Genomic DNA, 19,116 nt, shown 5'->3' with positions numbered 1-19,116 from the left:
TTTATATTTCAGCTTAAATGAAAGATATTACTACGGCAAAAGAGAAATTACTTAAAAAGGTACGCAAGGCCTTGTTGGAGAAAAGGGACAATCCATATCCTAACCTGGAAGACCTGCCATTATATGCCAACTTCGAAGAGGAACTGCTTGAAGTAACCTTTGCAGAAGAATTAATGGCTGTAAAAGGCGAATTTGTTTTTTGTGAGGATGAAATAAACCTGGTAGAGCACCTGCTCACCTTAGCTGAAGAACGCGGCTGGCGTAAAATATACTGCTGGGAATCAGCCTTGCAGCAACTGCTGGCCAACTATGAATTCCCTTTTTATGAAACGGATAAAGACTTTGAGCAGGCAGACGCGGGGATTACCCTGTGCGAAGCATTGATTGCCCGCAATGGTAGCGTATTAATATCAAACGCTAATGGTGCCGGGCGCAGGTTAAGCATTTATCCCCCGGTACATTTGGTGATAGCCTATGCATCGCAACTGGTTCCCGATTTGAAGGATGGGTTTAAACTGATCAAAGAAAAATACGGGAAGGATATCCCCAGCATGATCAGCAATATCACCGGCCCCAGCCGAACCGCTGATATTGAAAAAACATTGGTATTAGGTGCCCACGGCCCTAAGGAATTATTTGTGTTTTTGCTGGATAGCTGAAAGACCCACAGTGATGGTTACAATTCTAAACCCTGGCCAATAGCTGGTAGTTGTATGTTAATACCTGCATTGGTAAACTTGCTAATGGCTTCCTCTTTATCAATTTTTATTACCGGGAAGCTATCGTAGTGTACACCTATTACGTTTTTACAGTTAAAAAAATAGGTTGAGCGGATCGCATCATCAATACCCATAGTAAAGTTATCGCCAATAGGTAAAATAGCCCAGTCAAGTTTTTCATCGGCCAATAGCTTCATATCATAGGTAAGGGCAGTATCACCTGCAAAGTATATCTTTTTGCCTTCAGCATAAATTACAAAACCAGCAGAACTACCACCTGCGGCGCCATCGGGTAAGGTACTGCTATGGATAGCATTAACCATTTTTACCCTGCCAAAATCAAAATTAAAGCTGCCGCCTATATTCATGCCATGCGCTTCAATATTTTGCCTGCCCAGCCAATAACCAATATCTGCAATACATATCACTTTAGCGCCACTTTGTTTTTGTATAGTGATCAGATCGCCAATGTGATCGCCATGCCCGTGTGATAACAGGATGTAATCTGGCGTCAGCTTATTGATATCAATATCCTTTGCCAGGGGGTTATGCGTAATAAAAGGATCGAACAACAGCTTTTTGCCCCCGGTCTCTAATTCAAAGCACGATTGTCCATAAAAGGTGTATTTCATTGTATAGTATAATTTGATATTTCTATTCCGCCGGTGTAAATTTTAAGCAACTTGGGTTGCCTATACTGATCTTTGATGTAGTTAGTGTTAATTTACCGGTTTGTTTATTAATGCGGTAAACATAAATATCGTTACTCATCTGATTAGCTACCAGCAGGAAATTACCGCTGGGATCAATCACAAAATTGCGTGGGCCTTTACCCATGCTGCTTTTACGCTCAACAAAGGTTAAACGACCATTATCGGGATTAATAGCAAATACAACTATTTCGTTAGCATCGCCACGGTTGGTTGCATACAGGAATTTTCCATCGGGCGATATATGGATATCTGCTGCACCAACAGCACCCTTATAACCATCGGCCAGCATGCTAATGGCTTCCAGTTGCTTCGATTTCGGGCCATCATAATCATATACATAAATAACCCCGCCCATTTCGGTAACGAGGTACAGGTATTTACCATTCGGTGAAAATGCCAGGTGGCGCGGGCCGTGACCGGCGACCACATCAAAACTTGATGGTTCTGGGGGGCTTAAGGGCTTATCCTGCCCGGATTTATATCGATAGATATTTAGTTTATCCGTGCCCAGATCTGTATATAGCAGGTATTTCTCATCAGGCGAAAGCACTGCGGTATGTACATGCGGCCCTTCCTGGCGGGATTTATTAACTCCATGGCCACTATCCTGAATAGTTTGTACCGCCGCACCCAGCGAGCCATCTTTATTAACTGGCAATACCGATAACGCGCCGCTTTGGTAATTGGCTAAAAATACATGTTTCTGCCCTTTGTCTACAGAGATATAGCAAGGCCCGGTACCTGTTGATGGCTGTTTGTTGATCAATTCTATTTTACCCAATTTAGGTTCGAACGAATAAGCACTTGCGCTGCCTTTTCTGTCGGCTCCAATTTCATTAACCGAGTAAACGAAACGATTGTTTTTGGCTACGCAGATGTATGATGGATTATCAACCCCGTCAACCTCGTTCAAATAAGCTGTGCGGCCAGTTTCGGTATAAAACCGGTACACATATATGCCTTTACTTTCGCCCGTTGTATAGGTGCCGATCAGTAGGTCGTAGGTTTTGGGTGTTGCGTCCTTTTTTTGCGCAAGTAGATTAACAGACCATAATAGCGCAATGGCAAACAGTAATTTTTTCATTTCCAGGGATGTAAATTGGTATCAGGTGCAAGTTAACAACAATACAGATAAACGCAAAAATTCAGGGATACGTATATCATTGTTATTAGCGTGGCCAAGCCGTATTCTTTGCGCAAAGGGGGGATTTATCTATGCATATAGCCCCCTAAGTCGGTACATGTTCCCAGGGAGCGCTCCCAAAAAGGAGCTTATAAAAAAAGCGATAGGTTTTAACCCACCGCTATTTTTATATGTATAAACTTTTAAGCTTACCTTATTTTATTAAATGCTTAAGCTGGATGATCTCTTCTTCTTCCAGGAACCTCCAGCGGCCGCGCGGAAGGTCTTTCTTGGTAAGGTTTGCGTAAATGGTACGATCAAGCTTAACTACTTCGTAGCCAAGTGATTCAAAAATGCGGCGTACAATGCGGTTTTTGCCGCTGTGTATCTGTATGCCAATTTCTTTTTTGCTTGCGCCGGCAACATAGCTAACCATATCGGGCTTAATAAAACCATCTTCCAGCTCCAGGCCAAAGCCAATTTTATTCAAATCGCCCTGACTTAACGCCTTGTTCAGTTCAACCTGGTAAAGTTTGGTTACGCTGTTACGCGGATGCGAAAGTTTATCGGCCAGGTCGCCATCGTTGGTCATTAATAAAAGGCCGGTGGTGTTACGGTCAAGGCGGCCAACAGGATAAATACGTTCTCGGCTGGCCTTTTCAACCAGGTGCATAACGGTGCGGCGTTCTTGCGGGTCGTCGGTAGTGGTAATATAATCTTTTGGTTTATTAAGTAACACATAAACCATTTTCTCGCGTTTCAGGGTTTCGCCGTTGTAGCGCACCACATCTTTTTGCGGGTTTACTTTATAGCCCAATTCATTCACTACCTCGCCATTTACCGATACTACACCCGCGACGATCAACTCATCGGCTTTGCGACGCGAGCAGATGCCGGCGTTAGAAATATAGCGGTTCAGGCGTATCAGGCCGTCATCGGCAGCCTTATCTGCTTTTTTATTGCGGCCACGCATAATACGTGTCGGCTGGTCTTCGTCACGGCGTTCGCGGGCAGGGCGTTGTGCGTAGCTGCTTTCCTCACGTTTGCGGAAAGGGGTTTCGTTAGCGCCTTCGCGTTTCTTAAAGCCGCCACTTGCCGGTTTGCTGAATTTTTTATCGCCGGGCGCTTCGCTGCCAAAGCTGCGTTTAGGGCGGTCGCCAAAGGCTGGTTTGCTATCGCCACGGCTGCCATAAGGCTTTTTGTCGCCAGGAGCATCGCTACCACGGGTGCCATAGGGTTTTTTAGCCCCAAAGGTGGGTTTGCCATCACGTGCACCGTAAGGTTTTTTATCTCCTGCTGCATCGCTACCAAACTTGCGGGCGGGTTTATCACCCGGGCCGTAGCCTGTGCCTGAAGGTTTGCGTGCGTATGATTTTTTTTCTGTTGATGGATCGCTGGTATAGCGTTTCTTTTGGCGGTCTGCATTTGGTTTATCTGATGCGCCTGTTTTGCCTCGGGTTGAAGAAGTTGCCGGTCTTTTAGGACCATCACCCTTAGCTGGTTTGCCGGACTTGTCGTCGCGACCGTTCCGTGGATTTTTAAATGCCATATATTGTTGTTTAGCGCTTCTCAGCGGGGGTGTAAAGGTACAATTTTTTAACAATTTTTAAAACATTTCTAAACCGGCAGGTGTTTGGTTGATTGTGTAATTAGGCGGTGCTTTTATCGCTTATGAAACTACCTGAAAAACAGGCGTTTTTGTAAGTGTTTGATATTCTGAATAATATGTGTATCTTTGCAGCGCCTTATCACTTATTTGTTCACTAAAAAAACATGAATGATTAAAAAACACTTAATTACGTGCTCCGTAATTTTGGTGCTGTTTATCGTTTCTCAGCTGTTTATTGGCAGCACCACAATTAAGAGGAAATCAGTATCAATTACTACTATCGATCGCGCTGCGAACAATAGTAGTGCCTCCACTCTCATCAGGTACAAGAAAGATGCCAATGATGATATTAATTTTGCCGATGAATCAATTCCGGTAAATAATGCAAATGTTAACCGTAAGCTTAAATACTCTTTAAAGCAACACAGCTTCCGTAGCGTGGGTTCGAACCTGTTGCACAGAAAAGCTTTGGAATTATTTCCGGTTATTGAACCCATCTTAAAAATGTACGGTATCCCGGACGATTTTAAATACATCCCATTGGTTGAATCGGGACTGTGTTCAGGTACATCCAGCCGCGGTGCACGTGGTCTGTGGCAGTTTATGCCAGGCACAGCGCGCACTTATGGCTTAAAAGTTGGTAAAGGAGTTGATGAACGATTGAATTTGAAAAAATCGACCGTCGCAGCCTGTATTTACCTGCGCGAACTATATGGCGAATTTAACAGCTGGACGTTAACAGCGGCGGCTTATAACCTTGGATCGATTAAATTGCAGCGAGCAATTCATAAAGACAATAAACACAACTATTACTTAATGCACCTTAATGCCGAAACCGGCAGCTATGTGTATAAGTTATTAGCCATGAAAGAGGTAATCAAAAACCCGGTTACCTATGGCTACAAAAATACTTACAGCTGGTTAAAACCCTCAGAAGAATTACTGGCGGTTAACTAAGCAAAAACAAATTACGGAGCTACTAAAACCCGGTTACCCAATGGTGGCCGGGTTTTTTGTGGCTATATATTCGTGGATTAAGGGTTTATCACACCAGTTCCAAAACCATAGTAACACCGTGTGCAATTCATAAAACAAAAAGGCCACCTGCGAAGGCGGCCCTTTTGATAATCTAAGGAACTAATTTCCTATTTCTTTAACAGCATTGTCAATAAAGGCTGCCGAAGCGTTATCGTTTAATTTTACGCGGTCGGCTTTAACGGTGTTAAGCATGTTGACCATAAATGGCCCTGCGCCTTGCGATTTAAACTGGATACCTATCTCTTTCAGTATCGTTACACCCTCCTGCACGTAGGCGGGGTTATCAATACGACCTAAATATGCCCCCATTTTTCGCAATAAAGGGAATTTGTTTTGAATAGGTAAGGTCTTAAATTTCTCCCGGATGTATGGCCATTCGGCAGAATTACCGTTGTCAAAGTAAATTCCAATAATGGTGGTGGTTAGCGCACCCTCGCTGCCCTTTTCCAGTCCTTTAGCCAATGGCAAAGCATCGGTAGGGTTAAGCAGCCCAATTGCTTTTAAAGCGGCCCCCTGCACCGCTAATGAAGGGCTGGCCATGGCCGCTTTAAATATGCCCATATTGCCCGATGCTTTTAATTTACCCAGCGCGTTGATGGCCGCTGCGCGAACCAAGTTGTTAGGATCGGTTTGGGCAAGTTTAGCAATAACAGGCACTGCCGTATTACGGATATCATCTTTGGTTAAATCAAGTCCGTTCAGCACTTTAATCTGCAACCCATAATATTTGTCGTTAAGGCCGGCAATTAGCACTTTTTGCGCGCCTTTATCGGTTTGTTTGGCCAAAGATGCAGTTATAGCCTCCAGGCGATCTACAAATAATGGCGCGTTGAAGTACTGGAATACTAATTCGTCCAATGTTTTAGTATCAGTTTTGGCCCAAAGGGTTTTCTTATCGCCATCCACATTCACCAGCTCGGGTTTGCCGACAAGTTGGTAGGTCACCGAATCAGCCGCGTTACGCACCCAGTAGTTGTGGCGTACTTTTTTACCGCCCTGGTAAATATCTATAGCCAATGGCAAAGTGAATGTCTGGCCAGCCTGACTTTGCTTAAAGTATACCGTTTCAGTTTTATTCGCGGCATCCCACTTGTAGCTGATATTCATTACCGGGTGACCAGCGCCGTAGTACCACTGGTTAAAAAACCAGTTCAAATCCTTGCCGCTGGCTTCTTCAAGCGCTAAACGCAGTTGCTGTGCCTCACCATTTTTAAGGGCATTTGTTTTTAGGTAAATATTTAAGCCTTTGTAAAAAGCATCGCGCCCCAGATAGTTACGCAGCATGTTTAATATGGTACCGCCTTTTTGGTAGGTAACGGCATCAAACATATCCTCCTTATCGTTATAATAAAAGCGCACCAGGTCTTTTTTTGCATTCTCTGGCTGGGCCATATAATTTATCATATCTGTATACGAATGCGCGTCGCCTTCATCCTGTCCGTATTTATGCTCGGCCCAAAGGGTTTCGCTAAAATCAGCAAACGATTCGTTGACGGTTAGGTTGCTCCAGCTTTCGCAGGTTACGTAATCGCCAAACCATTGGTGAAATAACTCGTGCGCAATAGTGCTGCGGCCATCATTGTAGTAGGCGTCGGCCAGTTCGCGCGGAGTGCCTTGCACGTATTCGCCATGCAGGGTAGCCGTAGTGTTTTCCATCGCACCGCTCACATAATCGCGCACTACAATTTGTGCGTATTTATTCCAGGGATAATCAACACCCAGCGTTTTTGAATAAAAATCGATGATCTCCGGTGTCATGCCGAAAATCTCCTTGGCGTAAGGGGCATATTTAGGCTCCAGGTAGTAGTCAACCGGTTTGTCCTTCCACTTATCGTGATAAATTTTAAAATCGCCGACAGCCATCATAAACAGGTATGGCGAGTGGGGCAGGTCCATCCTCCAGGTATCGGTACGCGTGCCATCAGCATTAGCTTTTTGCGATACCAGTTTACCGTTTGATAGGGTAACGTATTTAGATAATACGGTCATGCTGATCTCGTCGGTAGTTTTCTGATTTGGTTTGTCGATAGTAGGGAACCAGCACGATGAGCTTTCGCTTTCGCCCTGTGTCCATATCTGCGTAGGCTTATCCTTTTCGGTACCGTCAGGATTGATAAAGTACAGGCCTTTGGCATCGTTAATAGCCGCACTGCCTTTTACTTTCAATTCATTTGGTTTCGAGGTATAATCAATATACAACGTATAGTTTTCATTGTTCAGATAGGTTTTATCCAGTTTGATGTTTAGCTGCAGGCTGTCCTCGTATTTATATTTAAGCGGAACGTTTTTCCCGGCTTTAACAACCGCTACAGTTTTAATATCCATGCCCTTGGCATCTAGACGAAGCGAATCTGTAGGATATTGGTGTGGTTTTAAAGTCACCCATTCCTTACCGTACATATAGCGTTTTTTGTAATCGAAACGCACATCCAGTTTGGTGTGGATAAGGTCGTTTACTTTGGTGGTTGTTGCCCGGTAAACGGTGCTGGTGGCCATTGGTGTTGTTGGGGCCTGCGCTGCTGCCACCTGTGCTAAAGCGGTAAGCGATGCTCCCGCTATAATTAGCGCTGAAATTGATCTTAATTTTATCATTAGTTGGTTTGTAGTGCCGATGAGCTTTGTTATAATGGGGTTATAACGATTCTTGACCGGCGATCAGTTAAACTTATAAAATGCTAATTTATAGTTTACTTTGTGAAAGCCAAAATACTATGCACGAATAATAAATTGATGTGATGACTATCCCTTCAACCCTAAGCCTGCATCTCCATTCAACACCCATTTCCCATCTTTAAATTCCGGTAAAGCATAAGGGTTATTCCGTGTAAGGAAAGGCCCGTCCAAATCGGCCCAATCGCATTGTGGGGCAAGGGCGGCGGCGGCTAAGGTGGCGCAGCTGGTTTCACTCATGCAGCCTATCAGTACTTTTAGGCCCAATCCTTTCGCGCGCTTTATCATCAGGTGCCCTTCGTGCATGCCTGCCGATTTCATTAGCTTTACATTAATGCCATGATAAGCCCCGGCAGCCTTGTCTACATCAGCCAGGCGCTGTACAGCTTCATCGCCTATAATAGCTATCGGGCTGCGTTCTGTCAGCCAGGCGTTTGCGTCAATATTAGCTTTGGCAAAGGGCTGTTCTATCAGTTGCACGCCCTGCTCTTTTAACCAGTGGGTCATATCCAGGCTTTCCTGCAGGTCAGTCCAACCCTGGTTGGCATCTACATACAATGGTACCTGCGTAACCGAGCGAATGGTATCAATCAGCGTTTTATCGCTATCACGGCCCAGCTTTACTTTTATTACTTTGGCCCCCTCATTTATAGCTTCATGCGTTTTTTTAAGGATCACTTCAGGCGTATCAATCCCAATAGTTACGCTGGTGACAGGCATGTTAGCTAAATCGCTGCCCAGTAATTGCCAGCAGGGCTTGTTTTGCAACTGACCGTCCAAATCGTGCAGGGCTATATCAATAGCTGCCTTTATAGCCGGGTGGCCAACTGCTATACTATCCAGGTACTGGCCAATGCGCGTGTAATCAAAAGGGTAATGAAACTCCTTCGCGTCAACCTTATTTAAAAACAAGGCCGCGCTTTGGTGGCTTTCGCCCATATAAGGTACCATAGATGCTTCGCCGTGCCCGGTAAAACCTTCGTGCGATAATTCTACCAGCGTTAATGGGGTTGATGTGCGCGAGAAACCCGATATCGTAAAGGGGTGGCGCAGCTCTAATTCGTATGGGCGAAAAGTCAGTTTCATGTTAAAATTCAAAGCTAAAAATTTTCAGGTACATCAATGCTTATCTTTGCGGCTTATGCCGGTAAAAATTTATAACCCTTTTGATACATTTAATTTCAGCAACCGCAATTGCTTCTTAACAGGTGAGTCGGTTAACCCCGATGAGGAACGCATACAGGTTTTCCCACAGTGGCTGATGCTGCGTTACGCGTTGGAAGAAAAACCTTTTAAATTACTGGATGAAAGCATTACCACCTATAAAGACCTGAAAGTACCTTGTGCTACTGCTGTCAATAACCAATTTTTTGAACCGTTGGAACAGGAAATAGCCGAGGCATTTGATAAAGGCTATGATGCAGTACAAGCGTTAAACGAGTTAAAGTTATTCCAATGGGCTGCCAAGTTTATTTATGGGATGATATTTAACGAGATGCAGGCCGGTATTAAACTACAGCATGCGCAGGGCGAAGATTTTAATATCTCTCAATCTATCATCCATAAATTTAGTCATTTGCATTTAATGCTGCAAAGTATTAACCAGCCAGTGTTTTTTGATGGATTCAAACCCTATAGCCTGTTCCTGTTCAAGGTAAATAATGCGCCAGATGAGTTTGTGTACCGCGATGAGATCAACACACTTACCTTCTCTATCCGCCTGCGCGATATGGGGCTGATCATCTGTTTGCAGGATAATGGCGCCAACCGCCGTTACCACCAGGAACTGCTGGATAAAATTGGCGATAAACCGCTGCACCCTATCCAGTTTGAGGAGTTTTGTGCTAAAGTATTTTATTCGGCCTATCTGTTCAACCGCATGCCCGAGTATAACCTGTTACCTGTGGGCGAGGAACTTTATATAGAGGCCATGCCCTTGCGGGGAATGAACAGCAAACCATTGTTTGACCATTGGATAAACAAAACCTATGGCCAGGTGCTGGAGAATTTTTGGAAAAAATGGGGCTTCCTGCTGTTAGAGATCATTAAAAACCCAGAGAAGCCGATGGGCTTTTTACTAAATGCTGAAGGCGAATTTGTAAATGCCGCCGATATAACGCTGCAAGCCTAATAATGAGCTGTTAAACCTTTTTCAAAAAATTAATCAGTCCCTCCATCGCCTTGGCGCGGTGACTAATTTTATTTTTCTCTTCCAGGCTCATTTCGGCAAAAGTAACATGATAGCCATCGGGCTGAAAAATGGGATCATAGCCAAACCCGCCGTTACCGGCTACTTCGTGGCGGATAGTACCCTCTACGGTGCCTTCAAAAATATGTTCGTTGCCCTGCCAAATCATGGAGATCACGGTACGGAAACGGGCTGTCCGGTTAGTTATCCCCTGCATATTGTGCAGCACTTTAGCTATATTGGCGGCATGGTTACCATGTGTACCGGCATAACGTGCCGAATACACACCCGGCTCATCGTTTAACGCGTTAATTTCCAGCCCACTGTCATCGCCAAAGCAATCCTGGTGATAATTATTATATATAAACCTGCTTTTTATCGATGCGTTTTCCCTGAAGGTAATCCCGGTTTCTTCAATATCGACAGTGCAATTAATATCATCAAGTGTAAGCAGCTTAAAGTCGGTTCCAATTTTGGCCGATACTTCATCAAGCTTATGCCGGTTGTTGGTCGCAAATACAAGTTGGTGCGGCATAGTTAAAGCATTTTCATTTGTTCCCAAAAAGCTTTTACCTGCTCTTTGTTGCCCATCATTTCGTTAAAGCTGTAACTGTATAATAACTGGCAGGTGCCCAGCATGGTCAACTGATTAAATACCGGTTCGGCCAGGCCTTCGGGAAAGCTTTCTTTTCCTAATAATAGCATCCTTTTAGGTTTAAAAAAACGACCGATGGCCTTAATATCTGTACCCGGATGTTTCCCGATATTAAAAATAGCCACATCATCCAAACTCAATTCCTTGCGTTTAATGGTGCTGTCCAGCGCGTTCATATGCGCGGTGTCCATTACATCATGTTCGGGGTAATTAACCACCACCAAAAACTTTTGCTGGAAGCCCCCGGTATACTTAAACCCAGCCACAGGCGCTTCTGCCACCGGTGGCTGGTTTATTTTAGGAATGGCCGGGGCAATTGGTGCCGCTGGCTGTTCAGTTATTGACTCAGGTTTGTCATAAGCAGGTGCAGGCTCGTGTGCCTGGGTAACCGGTGCTATAATCTCAGGTTGCGTTGCTACTGTTTCAACGGGTAAAATGCCTGGCAATGCAGGTTTTTCATCACGTAAAATATATACATCACCGGGTAAAAGGTAAGCAAGCGCAAGCGGGTTCTCGACAATCATATATTTAACAAAATTTAACCAAAAATAGCTAAAGTGTTTGAAGCTTTATCAGCATATTCGCAGTATTAAGTATAATAATGATGTTTTGATATTGTTATAGCTTCATAATCAAATAATTTTCCGAAATTCGGGGTCTGAAATTAAGCTCCGGCTTAAGCGTTTTAATAAAAAGGATACATGAGAAAGTTTGGCATAGCCGTTTTAAGTTTAATATTAATAGCAACATCATTTGCGCATGCGCAGCGTGTGCTGGATAAAGTGGCCGGGGTGGTAGGCAGCAGCATTATTTTACAATCGGATATTGAATCGCTATATGCACGTTACGTGGCCGAGGGCGCCCATCTCCCCCCCGATTTTAAATGCCAGTTATTGCAACAACAGGTTACCCAAAAATTATTGGCCCAGCAAGCGGTTATAGATAGCGTTACCGTGAAAGAAGATGAAGTGGATAACGAGGTTGACCGCCGTATGCGCGGCATGATACAACGTGCCGGCGGGCAGGACAGGCTGGAGCAATTCCTGGGCCGATCTACCATCCAGTATAAGGATGAGATCCGCGCCGATATCAGGGAATCAATGATAGCACAGCGTATGCAGCAAAAGATTACTGAAAAAGTGAACGTAACGCCACAGGATGTAAAAAAATATTTTGAAAGTTTCCCTAAGGATAGTTTACCTACCTATAATAAGGAGGTAGAAGTGGGTGTAATTGTAATAAACCCTACACTTACCAAGGATGAAAAAGAGGAATACAGGCAAAAAGTAGAAGGCCTGCGTGCCCGTGCTAAGGCCGGTACCGATTTTGGCGTTTTAGCCCGTTCTTACTCACAGGACCAGGCCTCGGCTGTAGAGGGGGGTGACCTGGGCTTTTTTGACCGCAGCCAAATGGTTAAAGAGTTTACCGCAAATGCCTTTAAACTAAAGGCTGGTGAGATCTCGCCGGTTTTTGAAACCGATTTTGGCTTCCACATTTTACAGGTGATAGAACGCCGGGGCGAACAAGTGCATGCCCGTCATATACTTATTATGCCTACCATTACCCAGGCTGCGCTGGACAGGGCTAAAAGCAAAGCCGATTCTATTTACAACCTGATCACAACCAACAAAAAAATAGATTTTTCAAGCGCTGCGTCTTTTTATTCTGACGATAAAGAAACCAAGTTTAACGGCGGTATGATGCTTAACGCAGAAAACGTGCAAACCCGTACCACTTATATCCCTACCGATAAACTTGACCCGCAAATAGCATTGGTTGTTGATACCATGAAAGTAGGCCGTATATCAAAACCGACCTTATTTACCAGCCAGGACGGCAAAAAAAGCTACAGGTTATTTTATCTGAAATCAGTTACCGATGCGCATAAGGCAAACCTGGCACAGGATTTCCCCAAAATAAAAGAAATAGCTTACGCTGATAAAACTGACCGTACGGTGAGCCAATGGTTTGAAAAGAAACGTAAAGAGACTTTTATACGTATTGACCCTGAGTATCAAAGCTGCCCGCAATTAAAAACCTGGATAACTACCACAGCACAAGTAAAACCCTAAACACAATTTATGCAACACCACTCTGATGTTGAAGCTGCCGACGCTTTAAAACAAGCTTTTCAACAAATAAGGACCGAAATAGGTAAAGTAATTATCGGGCAGGATGAGGTGGTGAAATCGGTACTGATATCTATTTTCAGTAACGGGCATTGTTTGTTGGTGGGTGTACCCGGTTTGGCTAAAACATTATTGGTGCAAACGGTTTCGCAAGTGTTAGATCTTGAATTTAATCGTATCCAGTTTACCCCCGACCTGATGCCTTCGGACATTATTGGTTCGGAGATACTGGGTGAGGACCGTAACTTTAAATTTATACGCGGACCAATTTTTGCCAATATTATTTTGGCTGATGAGATAAACCGTACGCCGCCTAAAACCCAGGCAGCTTTATTGGAAGCTATGCAGGAAAAAGCGGTTACCGCCGCAGGTGTTACCCATACGCTGCCAAAACCATTTTTTGTATTAGCTACCCAAAACCCAATTGAACAGGAAGGCACTTACCCTTTGCCGGAAGCACAGCTTGACCGCTTTATGTTCAATGTATATTTAGATTACCCAACCTTTGCCGAAGAATTGCAGGTGGTTAAAAACACCACCAGCACACATGTGGGTGAAGTGAATAAGATATTGACTGCCGAGCAGATCATTTATTTTCAGCAGCTGGTACGCAATATCCCGGTAACCGATCATGTGCTGGAATATGCTGTGAAACTGGTTGCCAAAACCCGTCCGCAAGGCGATATGGCCACACCACAGGTAAAGAAAATGCTGAACTGGGGGGCAGGGCCAAGGGCATCGCAGTTTTTAATCTTAGGCGCCAAATGCCATGCGGTCATCAGCGGTAAATACTCGCCCGATATTGAGGATATACAGGCTATTGCCAAACCAATACTGCGCCACCGTATAGTACGCAGCTACCACGCCGAAGCTGAAGGGTTGACAGCAGACCACATTATTGAAGGCTTGTTTTAATAACGATGCTATACAGTATAAAAAGCCCAAACGGGCTTTTATTATTTTAAGGCAAGCCCTTTAGCGCGGTTTAATTAATGTATGTGGGATTGGCCAAAACAGAAACATATATACTGAAGAACTATAATGATTATATATGCTATAGAGGTGATGTAACACGGTTGCATCATACCGTTTGAAAACTTCTTAGCCATATTTGTGTTATAAGGGTATCCAAAAATTAATTAAACCATGAAAAATTTATTTCGTATTCCCTTCATAGTAGCCCTGTTTGCCTTTGTTGTTTGTTCATGTTCAACCCCTAAAAACGCTGCGACCAGCACCCCTTCAGCATCGCGCGGTAAATTTACCGGTACCTGGACCATCACCGCCATTAGTTATGACGGATTGATAGAAAATGCCGTACAAAATGTGTTCGACCAGGCGCCGCCATCAGCTTTTCGAGGCAGTACCTGGCAATTGACCAATAGTGGTAATGGTATATATACGTTAACCAATGGCGCATCGCAAACCATTTTCTGGTCGGTTAATAATACTGATCCAAACGGACAGATGTTCCAATTTAAGAAAATATACCAGGGTGATAAAGCTAAAAATGTAACCGCGGGATACCAGCTATATGTAGTAAGTAACGATGGTAACCACATGACTTTGAAAAGCCCCGTTACAGTAGGCAATAGTACAGCCTATATTATTTACGACTTTAGCAAGACGAAGTAACCGAGCTGTTAATTCGTATATCTACAGGGCAGTTACTTGCCAAACAGGCCGCCAATACCGCCAAACATATCCTTGGTCATGGCGGCCATTTCGCTTTGGCTTACGTTGTCGGCTTGTTCCATCGCTTTATTTATAGCAACCACCAGCAGTTCTTCCAGTTCCTCTTTGTCGGCGTCTTTTAAAAAGGCGTCGTCAATAGTCACTGTTTGTACGGCCTTATTAGCATTTGCTGTTACGGTTATCTTACCGCCTTCGGCTGTGCCGGTTACGGTTATTGCATCCAGCCGTTTTTTTACTTCGCCAGCCTTTTGCTGGGCCTCAAATAATTTGTCGAACATATCAATTGTTTAGATCCTAGGATAAACAGCTGTTAGTGTTTAATGTTTATGGCCTTTTTTCTTTTTTGCAACGCTGTGCCTGGCTGGTTTTTCTTTTTTCTTTTCATGTGCAGGGGCCGGGGCTGTTGCCTGGTCTTCCTCTTCTTCGCCGCTCCTGCCATAGGCTCCCATGCGCACCACGGGCATACCGGTCATTTTAAACAGATCATCCAGGTGCAGCAGACTGCCATTGGCCATGTTATCCAGTAATATAATAACGATATCTTCCTTCATATCGCGTAAAAAGATATGGCGGTAACCATGCCACCAGCCGGTATGGTACACCACTTTTTCGCCCGGTGCTTCAAACAAATGCCAGCCATAGCCATAACCAAAATGCCCGTTCTTTAATGGCACACGGTTTACATAGGCCGAATCCTGAGTTGACTGTTTGATGAGTCTGCCTGCGCGCAAGGCACGGTCAAATATAAAAAGGTCGCCTACGGTGCTGTAAATCCCTTTGTCACCTACCGGGCCATCTAAATAATTTTGAGCGACAGAATATCGCCAGCTGTTACGATCGTGCCCCAGCACCTTTGTTGGTATTTTGTCGTATTCGGCTTTAGAGTACACATTGGTATGGCGCATGCCTGCCGGTTTAAACACATTTTCCATCATGTATCGCGAGAAAGACATACCGGTAGCCTTTTCAATAATTGACCCCAGCACCATAAAGTTTGAATTATTGTAACGGTAGCTTTTATCAGGTGCATTATAGCGCACCGGCTTATACTGGGCCAGCAAATCCATCATCTGCTGGTTTGTAACCCCTTTTTTCTGATCGCGGTGTTCTTTGCGGAAAACGTCATCGATAGAGTATACATAATTAGGCAGGCCCGAGCGGTGCGTTAGCAGCATCCGGATGGTTACCCCGTGATATGGGAAATTAGGGAAAAAGCGCTGTACCGAGTCGTCAAGCCGTAGTTTACCGCGTTCCATTAGCTGGAGGACCGCCGTGGAGGTGAGGGTTTTAGAAATGGATGCCAGTTCGAATTGCGAATCCAGCTTCAGGCTATCCTGTCGTGGGTAATTGGCCCAGCCAAAGGCATTTTCGTAAATTATCTTACCTTTTTTTGCTACCAGCACATTGCCGTTAAAACCGCTTACCTGGTGCAGGTGTTTCATAAACTCATCTATCTTTTTATCGGCGTTTTTGGGATCGTACTTTAAAAACTCGGCGGTGTTAAAGGGTTTGCTATTAACCGCTCCTGCATCGGTTTTACCGGCAGGGCCCGAAGAGCAGGAAGACATTACGAAAAGGGAAAAAAGAACAGAAAGGGTATTTTTGAACACTAAACTCATACAGATAAAAAGATCAACGGTAAATGAAGGGCGAAAATTAAAAATTTAACGGTTGCAATAGGGTTAAAGTTTAAAAAACTTTTCCTTTTTTTTATCACACTCCATCAGTTTTAGACAAATGAAAACCTTATTCAATATTATTTTTTATTACTTGTTATTATTTACCTGCAGGGCGCAAGTGTGTTTGAATAACTCCTAACTGTTTGACTTCAGCAACTCTTCTTCCAGCCGCCAGTTAAAATAACCCGGAAGCAGGTATACCTCGCGGCCTTCATGGTTAAGCAGCAGAATATGTTCACTATTGGTAAATATGCCGACGTACCTGTTTTTTATCCGCCTTGCTTTAGTGCCGGCTTTTTTGAAGCGAAGTTCAGCTGAGGGTTTTTTGAACCAGAATGGTCCGTTAAACCCCGATGTTTTAAGGCTGATGTATTCGTCGGCCATATTAATATCAACAACAATACGGCTAATAAAACGACCTCTACCCGCTATTAAAAGATATTGTACTAATCCTAAAACCAGCACAATACATACTTCCCATAGTATAAACTGGCTCCAATCGTCGTTAGTTACTTTACTGTAGGCATAAGCAGTGTAGAAAAGCAAAACCAGATCGCAGATATAGCAGTCGCGCTTAAGCCTGTTAACCTGTTTTATAATAATTATCAGCAATTGGGGGTCTACCTGGTAGGTATGGTCGCTTGATATATTCAATTTTGTCTCTGCTTACTATAACCAAATATAACAAGAACCCTCGTTGATTTATCACAGGGCGCCAATTGTTTGAAATGGCGGACAGGTAACAATTGGGCGGCGCTGATATTTTAGATACCTTTGCACGCAATGAGAAGGAATAATACCCCCAATCGCGTATTCGAAAACGTGAGTATAATTGATATTGCCGAAGAAGGCAAGGGTGTGGGCAAAACAGAAGATTTTGTGCTATTTGTAGAGCGGGCCGTACCGGGCGACGTGGCTGATGTGGAAGTTTACCGCAAAAAGAAAAACTTCGGCGAAGGGAAGATTGTAGGTTTGAAAAAGCCATCCGAGCATCGCACTACACCTTTTTGCGAGCACTTTGGCACCTGCGGCGGCTGCAAATGGCAGCATATGACCTATAATGCCCAGCTACAGTTTAAACAAAAAAGCGTGCACGATGCACTGACCCGTTTAGCTAAAATAGACGCGACGAACATGCTACCCATTGTAGCTTCGCCTGAAGACCGCTATTATCGCAACAAACTGGAGTTTACCTTTTCTGATAAACGCTGGCTGTACGAAGGGGAGAACCGCGAGGATGCGCAACTGAACATGAACGCGCTGGGTTTCCATATACCGGGCAGGTTTGATAAGATACTGGATGTGAACCACTGTTACCTGCAGGCCGACCCATCTAACCAGCTGCGCAATAGTATAAATAACTTTGCCAAACAGCATGGGATAAGCTACTACGGCATTAAAGCCCATACAGGCGCACTGCGTAACCTTATCATTCGTACGTCAACCACGGGAGAACTGATGGTGATTGTTGTTTTTGCTTTTGCTACAGCGGATGAAGTGGACCTGCTGATGAATTTCATAGCTAAAGATTTCCCGCAGATCACCTCGCTTTTATATATCCTGAACGAGAAAAAAAATGACACCATATTTGATCAGGATGTGCTGGTTTGGCGTGGGCCAGAATACATTCACGAGGAGATGAATGGTATAAAATTTCGTATCGGGCCAAAATCCTTCTATCAAACCAATTCGGTACAGGCCTTGCGTTTATATGAAATAACACACGATTTTGCTGGTTTCAAAGGCGATGAACTGGTTTACGACTTATATACCGGTGCAGGTACTATTGCCAACTTTGTGGCAGGCAGTGTGCGCGAGGTAGTAGGTGTGGAATATGTACCCTCGGCTATCGAGGATGCGAAGATAAACTCGGCCATTAATAACATTATCAATACCAAATTTTACGCTGGCGATATGAAGGATGTGCTGAATGCCGAATTTGTAGCCGAACACGGTAAGCCGGATGTTGTAATTACCGACCCGCCACGTGCCGGTATGCACGCCGATGTGGTAGACAGACTGATGGAGATAGCAGCAGCTAAAATTGTATACGTAAGTTGCAACGCCGCTACACAGGCCCGCGATTTGCTGGTATTGAAAGAAAAATATAACGTTACTAAAATACAACCGGTAGATATGTTTCCGCATACCCAGCATGTGGAGAATGTAGTGTTATTGGAATTGAAATAAATAAACCAAAGTGTCATTTCGAACCACAGGGAGAGCCCTTTTGCGTGGAGACAATCACGCAGTAAAGATTTCTCCTCGCTCGAAATGACAATGGAAAAAGTATTAAGGGATGGATCCGCAAGAATTATTGAATGACCCGAACGGGCCAAAAAAAGAAAGTCCGCTGAAAAGCTTAGAGGTAGATCTGCGTTTATATAGCGAATCGCTGCGCGAGGTAGCCGTTGAAATTTTGGTGGAAGGGATATCTAAGTACCCCATTTTTATTGCCCACCAGCACGAGGTTAGCCTGGGCGAGCCAGTAATGGAAAAGGAGGACCTGAATACCGATTGGAACATTAATGCAAGTACGCTGGAAGAATTTGTGGAGCGTGGCATCATTAAAAAAGAATTGAAACAACGCTTTGTAGATACCTACAAAAACCCGCACGATTTTATGTGTGTATTTGTAATAGTTCCTGAAGGGGCAAATTTTGTGTTTTTCCCGTACCCGGAAGAATAATACCCAGAATACCTTGTTCTATAATCCGTTTAATAAAGACATAGCTATCATTGATAGCTGCATTTACCCCAGAGAACACGCTTTTAAAAACAACATTGTATAATTTGAGGCTAAAGCCATCTTATAATTAAGGCTTATCCGTTGGCTGAAGCCAACGGCAATAAAAGTAAGATGAAATTTCATTGCCGTCCCATTTATGGGGCGGTTAA

General features: G+C 44.1%; 18 protein-coding genes. 8 read left to right on the top strand and 10 right to left on the bottom strand.

From position 1 onward, the window contains the following. Window positions 1-17 precede the first annotated feature (17 nt). Window positions 18-659: a LutC/YkgG family protein gene (locus IRJ18_RS16570; RefSeq protein WP_194107418.1), complete on the top strand. Its 642-nt coding sequence runs from the start codon at window positions 18-20 to the stop codon at window positions 657-659. Window positions 660-676: 17 nt separating this feature from the next. Here IRJ18_RS16570 and IRJ18_RS16565 read toward each other — a convergent pair whose 3' ends face one another. From IRJ18_RS16565 to IRJ18_RS16555, 3 genes are all read right to left on the bottom strand, one after another. After that, a complete protein-coding gene (locus tag IRJ18_RS16565; RefSeq protein ID WP_194107417.1) occupies window positions 677-1,351 on the bottom strand; it encodes a metal-dependent hydrolase in 675 nt (224 codons plus the stop codon). Window positions 1,352-1,373: 22 nt separating this feature from the next. Next, complete coding sequence (locus IRJ18_RS16560) at window positions 1,374-2,516, bottom strand: lactonase family protein (protein WP_194107416.1); 1,143 nt, start codon at window positions 2,514-2,516, stop codon at window positions 1,374-1,376. 253 nt (window positions 2,517-2,769) lie between these two features. Continuing rightward, the gene (locus IRJ18_RS16555) at window positions 2,770-4,104 is read right to left on the bottom strand and encodes a pseudouridine synthase (protein WP_194107415.1); all 1,335 of its coding nucleotides are present in this window, start codon (window positions 4,102-4,104) and stop codon (window positions 2,770-2,772) included. A 228-nt stretch (window positions 4,105-4,332) separates the two neighbouring features. Between IRJ18_RS16555 and IRJ18_RS16550 the strand changes: the two genes are divergently transcribed. Beyond that, window positions 4,333-5,121 carry a lytic transglycosylase domain-containing protein gene (locus IRJ18_RS16550; protein WP_194107414.1) on the top strand — a complete coding sequence of 263 codons (789 nt, stop codon included), beginning with the start codon at window positions 4,333-4,335 and terminating at the stop codon, window positions 5,119-5,121. Window positions 5,122-5,301: 180 nt separating this feature from the next. Here the strand turns inward: IRJ18_RS16550 and IRJ18_RS16545 are convergent, their stop codons facing one another. Further along, window positions 5,302-7,794 carry a M1 family aminopeptidase gene (locus IRJ18_RS16545; protein WP_194107413.1) on the bottom strand — a complete coding sequence of 831 codons (2,493 nt, stop codon included), beginning with the start codon at window positions 7,792-7,794 and terminating at the stop codon, window positions 5,302-5,304. A gap of 147 nt (window positions 7,795-7,941) precedes the next feature. After that, complete coding sequence (locus IRJ18_RS16540; RefSeq protein WP_194107412.1) at window positions 7,942-8,958, bottom strand: dipeptide epimerase; 1,017 nt, start codon at window positions 8,956-8,958, stop codon at window positions 7,942-7,944. A 55-nt stretch (window positions 8,959-9,013) separates the two neighbouring features. On the opposite strand from IRJ18_RS16540, the gene IRJ18_RS16535 reads away from it, so the two are divergent. Next, window positions 9,014-10,003, top strand: a complete 990-nt coding sequence (locus tag IRJ18_RS16535; protein WP_194107411.1) for a hypothetical protein — start codon at window positions 9,014-9,016, stop codon at window positions 10,001-10,003. Window positions 10,004-10,013: 10 nt separating this feature from the next. On the opposite strand, the gene IRJ18_RS16530 is transcribed toward IRJ18_RS16535, so the two are convergent. Together IRJ18_RS16530 and IRJ18_RS16525 are read right to left on the bottom strand one after the other, a co-directional pair. Next, on the bottom strand, window positions 10,014-10,595 hold the full coding sequence (locus tag IRJ18_RS16530; RefSeq protein WP_194107410.1) for a non-canonical purine NTP diphosphatase: 582 nt from the start codon (window positions 10,593-10,595) through the stop codon (window positions 10,014-10,016). Window positions 10,596-10,597: 2 nt separating this feature from the next. Further along, on the bottom strand, window positions 10,598-11,239 hold the full coding sequence (locus IRJ18_RS16525) for a hypothetical protein (RefSeq protein WP_194107409.1): 642 nt from the start codon (window positions 11,237-11,239) through the stop codon (window positions 10,598-10,600). Window positions 11,240-11,416: 177 nt separating this feature from the next. On the opposite strand from IRJ18_RS16525, the gene IRJ18_RS16520 reads away from it, so the two are divergent. From IRJ18_RS16520 to IRJ18_RS16510, 3 genes are all read left to right on the top strand, one after another. After that, on the top strand, window positions 11,417-12,787 hold the full coding sequence (locus IRJ18_RS16520; RefSeq protein ID WP_194107408.1) for a peptidylprolyl isomerase: 1,371 nt from the start codon (window positions 11,417-11,419) through the stop codon (window positions 12,785-12,787). Window positions 12,788-12,796: 9 nt separating this feature from the next. Further along, a complete protein-coding gene (locus IRJ18_RS16515) occupies window positions 12,797-13,759 on the top strand; it encodes an AAA family ATPase (RefSeq protein WP_194107407.1) in 963 nt (320 codons plus the stop codon). 231 nt (window positions 13,760-13,990) lie between these two features. Further along, window positions 13,991-14,479 (top strand): hypothetical protein, encoded by a 489-nt coding sequence (locus tag IRJ18_RS16510; RefSeq protein WP_194107406.1) that lies wholly within the window; start codon window positions 13,991-13,993, stop codon window positions 14,477-14,479. 32 nt (window positions 14,480-14,511) lie between these two features. Here the strand turns inward: IRJ18_RS16510 and IRJ18_RS16505 are convergent, their stop codons facing one another. The 3 genes from IRJ18_RS16505 to IRJ18_RS16495 all read right to left on the bottom strand — a co-directional run bounded on the left by IRJ18_RS16505 (window position 14,512) and on the right by IRJ18_RS16495 (window position 16,872). Next, on the bottom strand, window positions 14,512-14,817 hold the full coding sequence (locus IRJ18_RS16505) for a YbaB/EbfC family nucleoid-associated protein (RefSeq protein WP_194107405.1): 306 nt from the start codon (window positions 14,815-14,817) through the stop codon (window positions 14,512-14,514). Between the two features lie 39 nt (window positions 14,818-14,856). Next, window positions 14,857-16,107 (bottom strand): serine hydrolase domain-containing protein, encoded by a 1,251-nt coding sequence (locus tag IRJ18_RS16500; protein WP_228072909.1) that lies wholly within the window; start codon window positions 16,105-16,107, stop codon window positions 14,857-14,859. Between the two features lie 246 nt (window positions 16,108-16,353). Beyond that, window positions 16,354-16,872 carry a hypothetical protein gene (locus IRJ18_RS16495; RefSeq protein ID WP_194107403.1) on the bottom strand — a complete coding sequence of 173 codons (519 nt, stop codon included), beginning with the start codon at window positions 16,870-16,872 and terminating at the stop codon, window positions 16,354-16,356. 129 nt (window positions 16,873-17,001) lie between these two features. On the opposite strand from IRJ18_RS16495, the gene rlmD reads away from it, so the two are divergent. Further along, entirely contained in the window at window positions 17,002-18,408 is a 1,407-nt protein-coding gene (gene rlmD, locus IRJ18_RS16490) for a 23S rRNA (uracil(1939)-C(5))-methyltransferase RlmD (RefSeq protein ID WP_194107402.1), read from the top strand. 109 nt (window positions 18,409-18,517) lie between these two features. Continuing rightward, window positions 18,518-18,907 carry a hypothetical protein gene (locus tag IRJ18_RS16485; RefSeq protein ID WP_194107401.1) on the top strand — a complete coding sequence of 130 codons (390 nt, stop codon included), beginning with the start codon at window positions 18,518-18,520 and terminating at the stop codon, window positions 18,905-18,907. Window positions 18,908-19,116: the final 209 nt, after the last annotated feature.

Source organism: Mucilaginibacter boryungensis, assembly GCF_015221995.1.
Classification (GTDB): Bacteria; Bacteroidota; Bacteroidia; order Sphingobacteriales; family Sphingobacteriaceae; genus Mucilaginibacter; species Mucilaginibacter boryungensis.
The sequence above is the reverse complement of the archived record's forward strand: the minus strand, read 5'-3'. Positions and strand labels throughout refer to the sequence as shown.

What these genes read in the sequence shown, in the direction of transcription:
- IRJ18_RS16530 (WP_194107410.1), bottom strand. Translation starts at nt 10,595, where the DNA reads ATGCCGCACCAACTTGTATTTGCGACCAACAACCGGCATAAGCTTGAT.
- IRJ18_RS16505 (WP_194107405.1), bottom strand. Translation starts at nt 14,817, where the DNA reads ATGTTCGACAAATTATTTGAGGCCCAGCAAAAGGCTGGCGAAGTAAAA.
- IRJ18_RS16565 (WP_194107417.1), bottom strand. Translation starts at nt 1,351, where the DNA reads ATGAAATACACCTTTTATGGACAATCGTGCTTTGAATTAGAGACCGGG.
- IRJ18_RS16550 (WP_194107414.1), top strand. Translation starts at nt 4,333, where the DNA reads ATGATTAAAAAACACTTAATTACGTGCTCCGTAATTTTGGTGCTGTTT.
- IRJ18_RS16560 (WP_194107416.1), bottom strand. Translation starts at nt 2,516, where the DNA reads ATGAAAAAATTACTGTTTGCCATTGCGCTATTATGGTCTGTTAATCTA.
- IRJ18_RS16510 (WP_194107406.1), top strand. Translation starts at nt 13,991, where the DNA reads ATGAAAAATTTATTTCGTATTCCCTTCATAGTAGCCCTGTTTGCCTTT.
- IRJ18_RS16545 (WP_194107413.1), bottom strand. Translation starts at nt 7,794, where the DNA reads ATGATAAAATTAAGATCAATTTCAGCGCTAATTATAGCGGGAGCATCG.
- IRJ18_RS16485 (WP_194107401.1), top strand. Translation starts at nt 18,518, where the DNA reads ATGGATCCGCAAGAATTATTGAATGACCCGAACGGGCCAAAAAAAGAA.
- rlmD (WP_194107402.1), top strand. Translation starts at nt 17,002, where the DNA reads ATGAGAAGGAATAATACCCCCAATCGCGTATTCGAAAACGTGAGTATA.
- IRJ18_RS16515 (WP_194107407.1), top strand. Translation starts at nt 12,797, where the DNA reads ATGCAACACCACTCTGATGTTGAAGCTGCCGACGCTTTAAAACAAGCT.
- IRJ18_RS16525 (WP_194107409.1), bottom strand. Translation starts at nt 11,239, where the DNA reads ATGATTGTCGAGAACCCGCTTGCGCTTGCTTACCTTTTACCCGGTGAT.
- IRJ18_RS16570 (WP_194107418.1), top strand. Translation starts at nt 18, where the DNA reads ATGAAAGATATTACTACGGCAAAAGAGAAATTACTTAAAAAGGTACGC.
- IRJ18_RS16520 (WP_194107408.1), top strand. Translation starts at nt 11,417, where the DNA reads ATGAGAAAGTTTGGCATAGCCGTTTTAAGTTTAATATTAATAGCAACA.
- IRJ18_RS16500 (WP_228072909.1), bottom strand. Translation starts at nt 16,107, where the DNA reads ATGTCTTCCTGCTCTTCGGGCCCTGCCGGTAAAACCGATGCAGGAGCG.
- IRJ18_RS16555 (WP_194107415.1), bottom strand. Translation starts at nt 4,104, where the DNA reads ATGGCATTTAAAAATCCACGGAACGGTCGCGACGACAAGTCCGGCAAA.
- IRJ18_RS16540 (WP_194107412.1), bottom strand. Translation starts at nt 8,958, where the DNA reads ATGAAACTGACTTTTCGCCCATACGAATTAGAGCTGCGCCACCCCTTT.
- IRJ18_RS16535 (WP_194107411.1), top strand. Translation starts at nt 9,014, where the DNA reads ATGCCGGTAAAAATTTATAACCCTTTTGATACATTTAATTTCAGCAAC.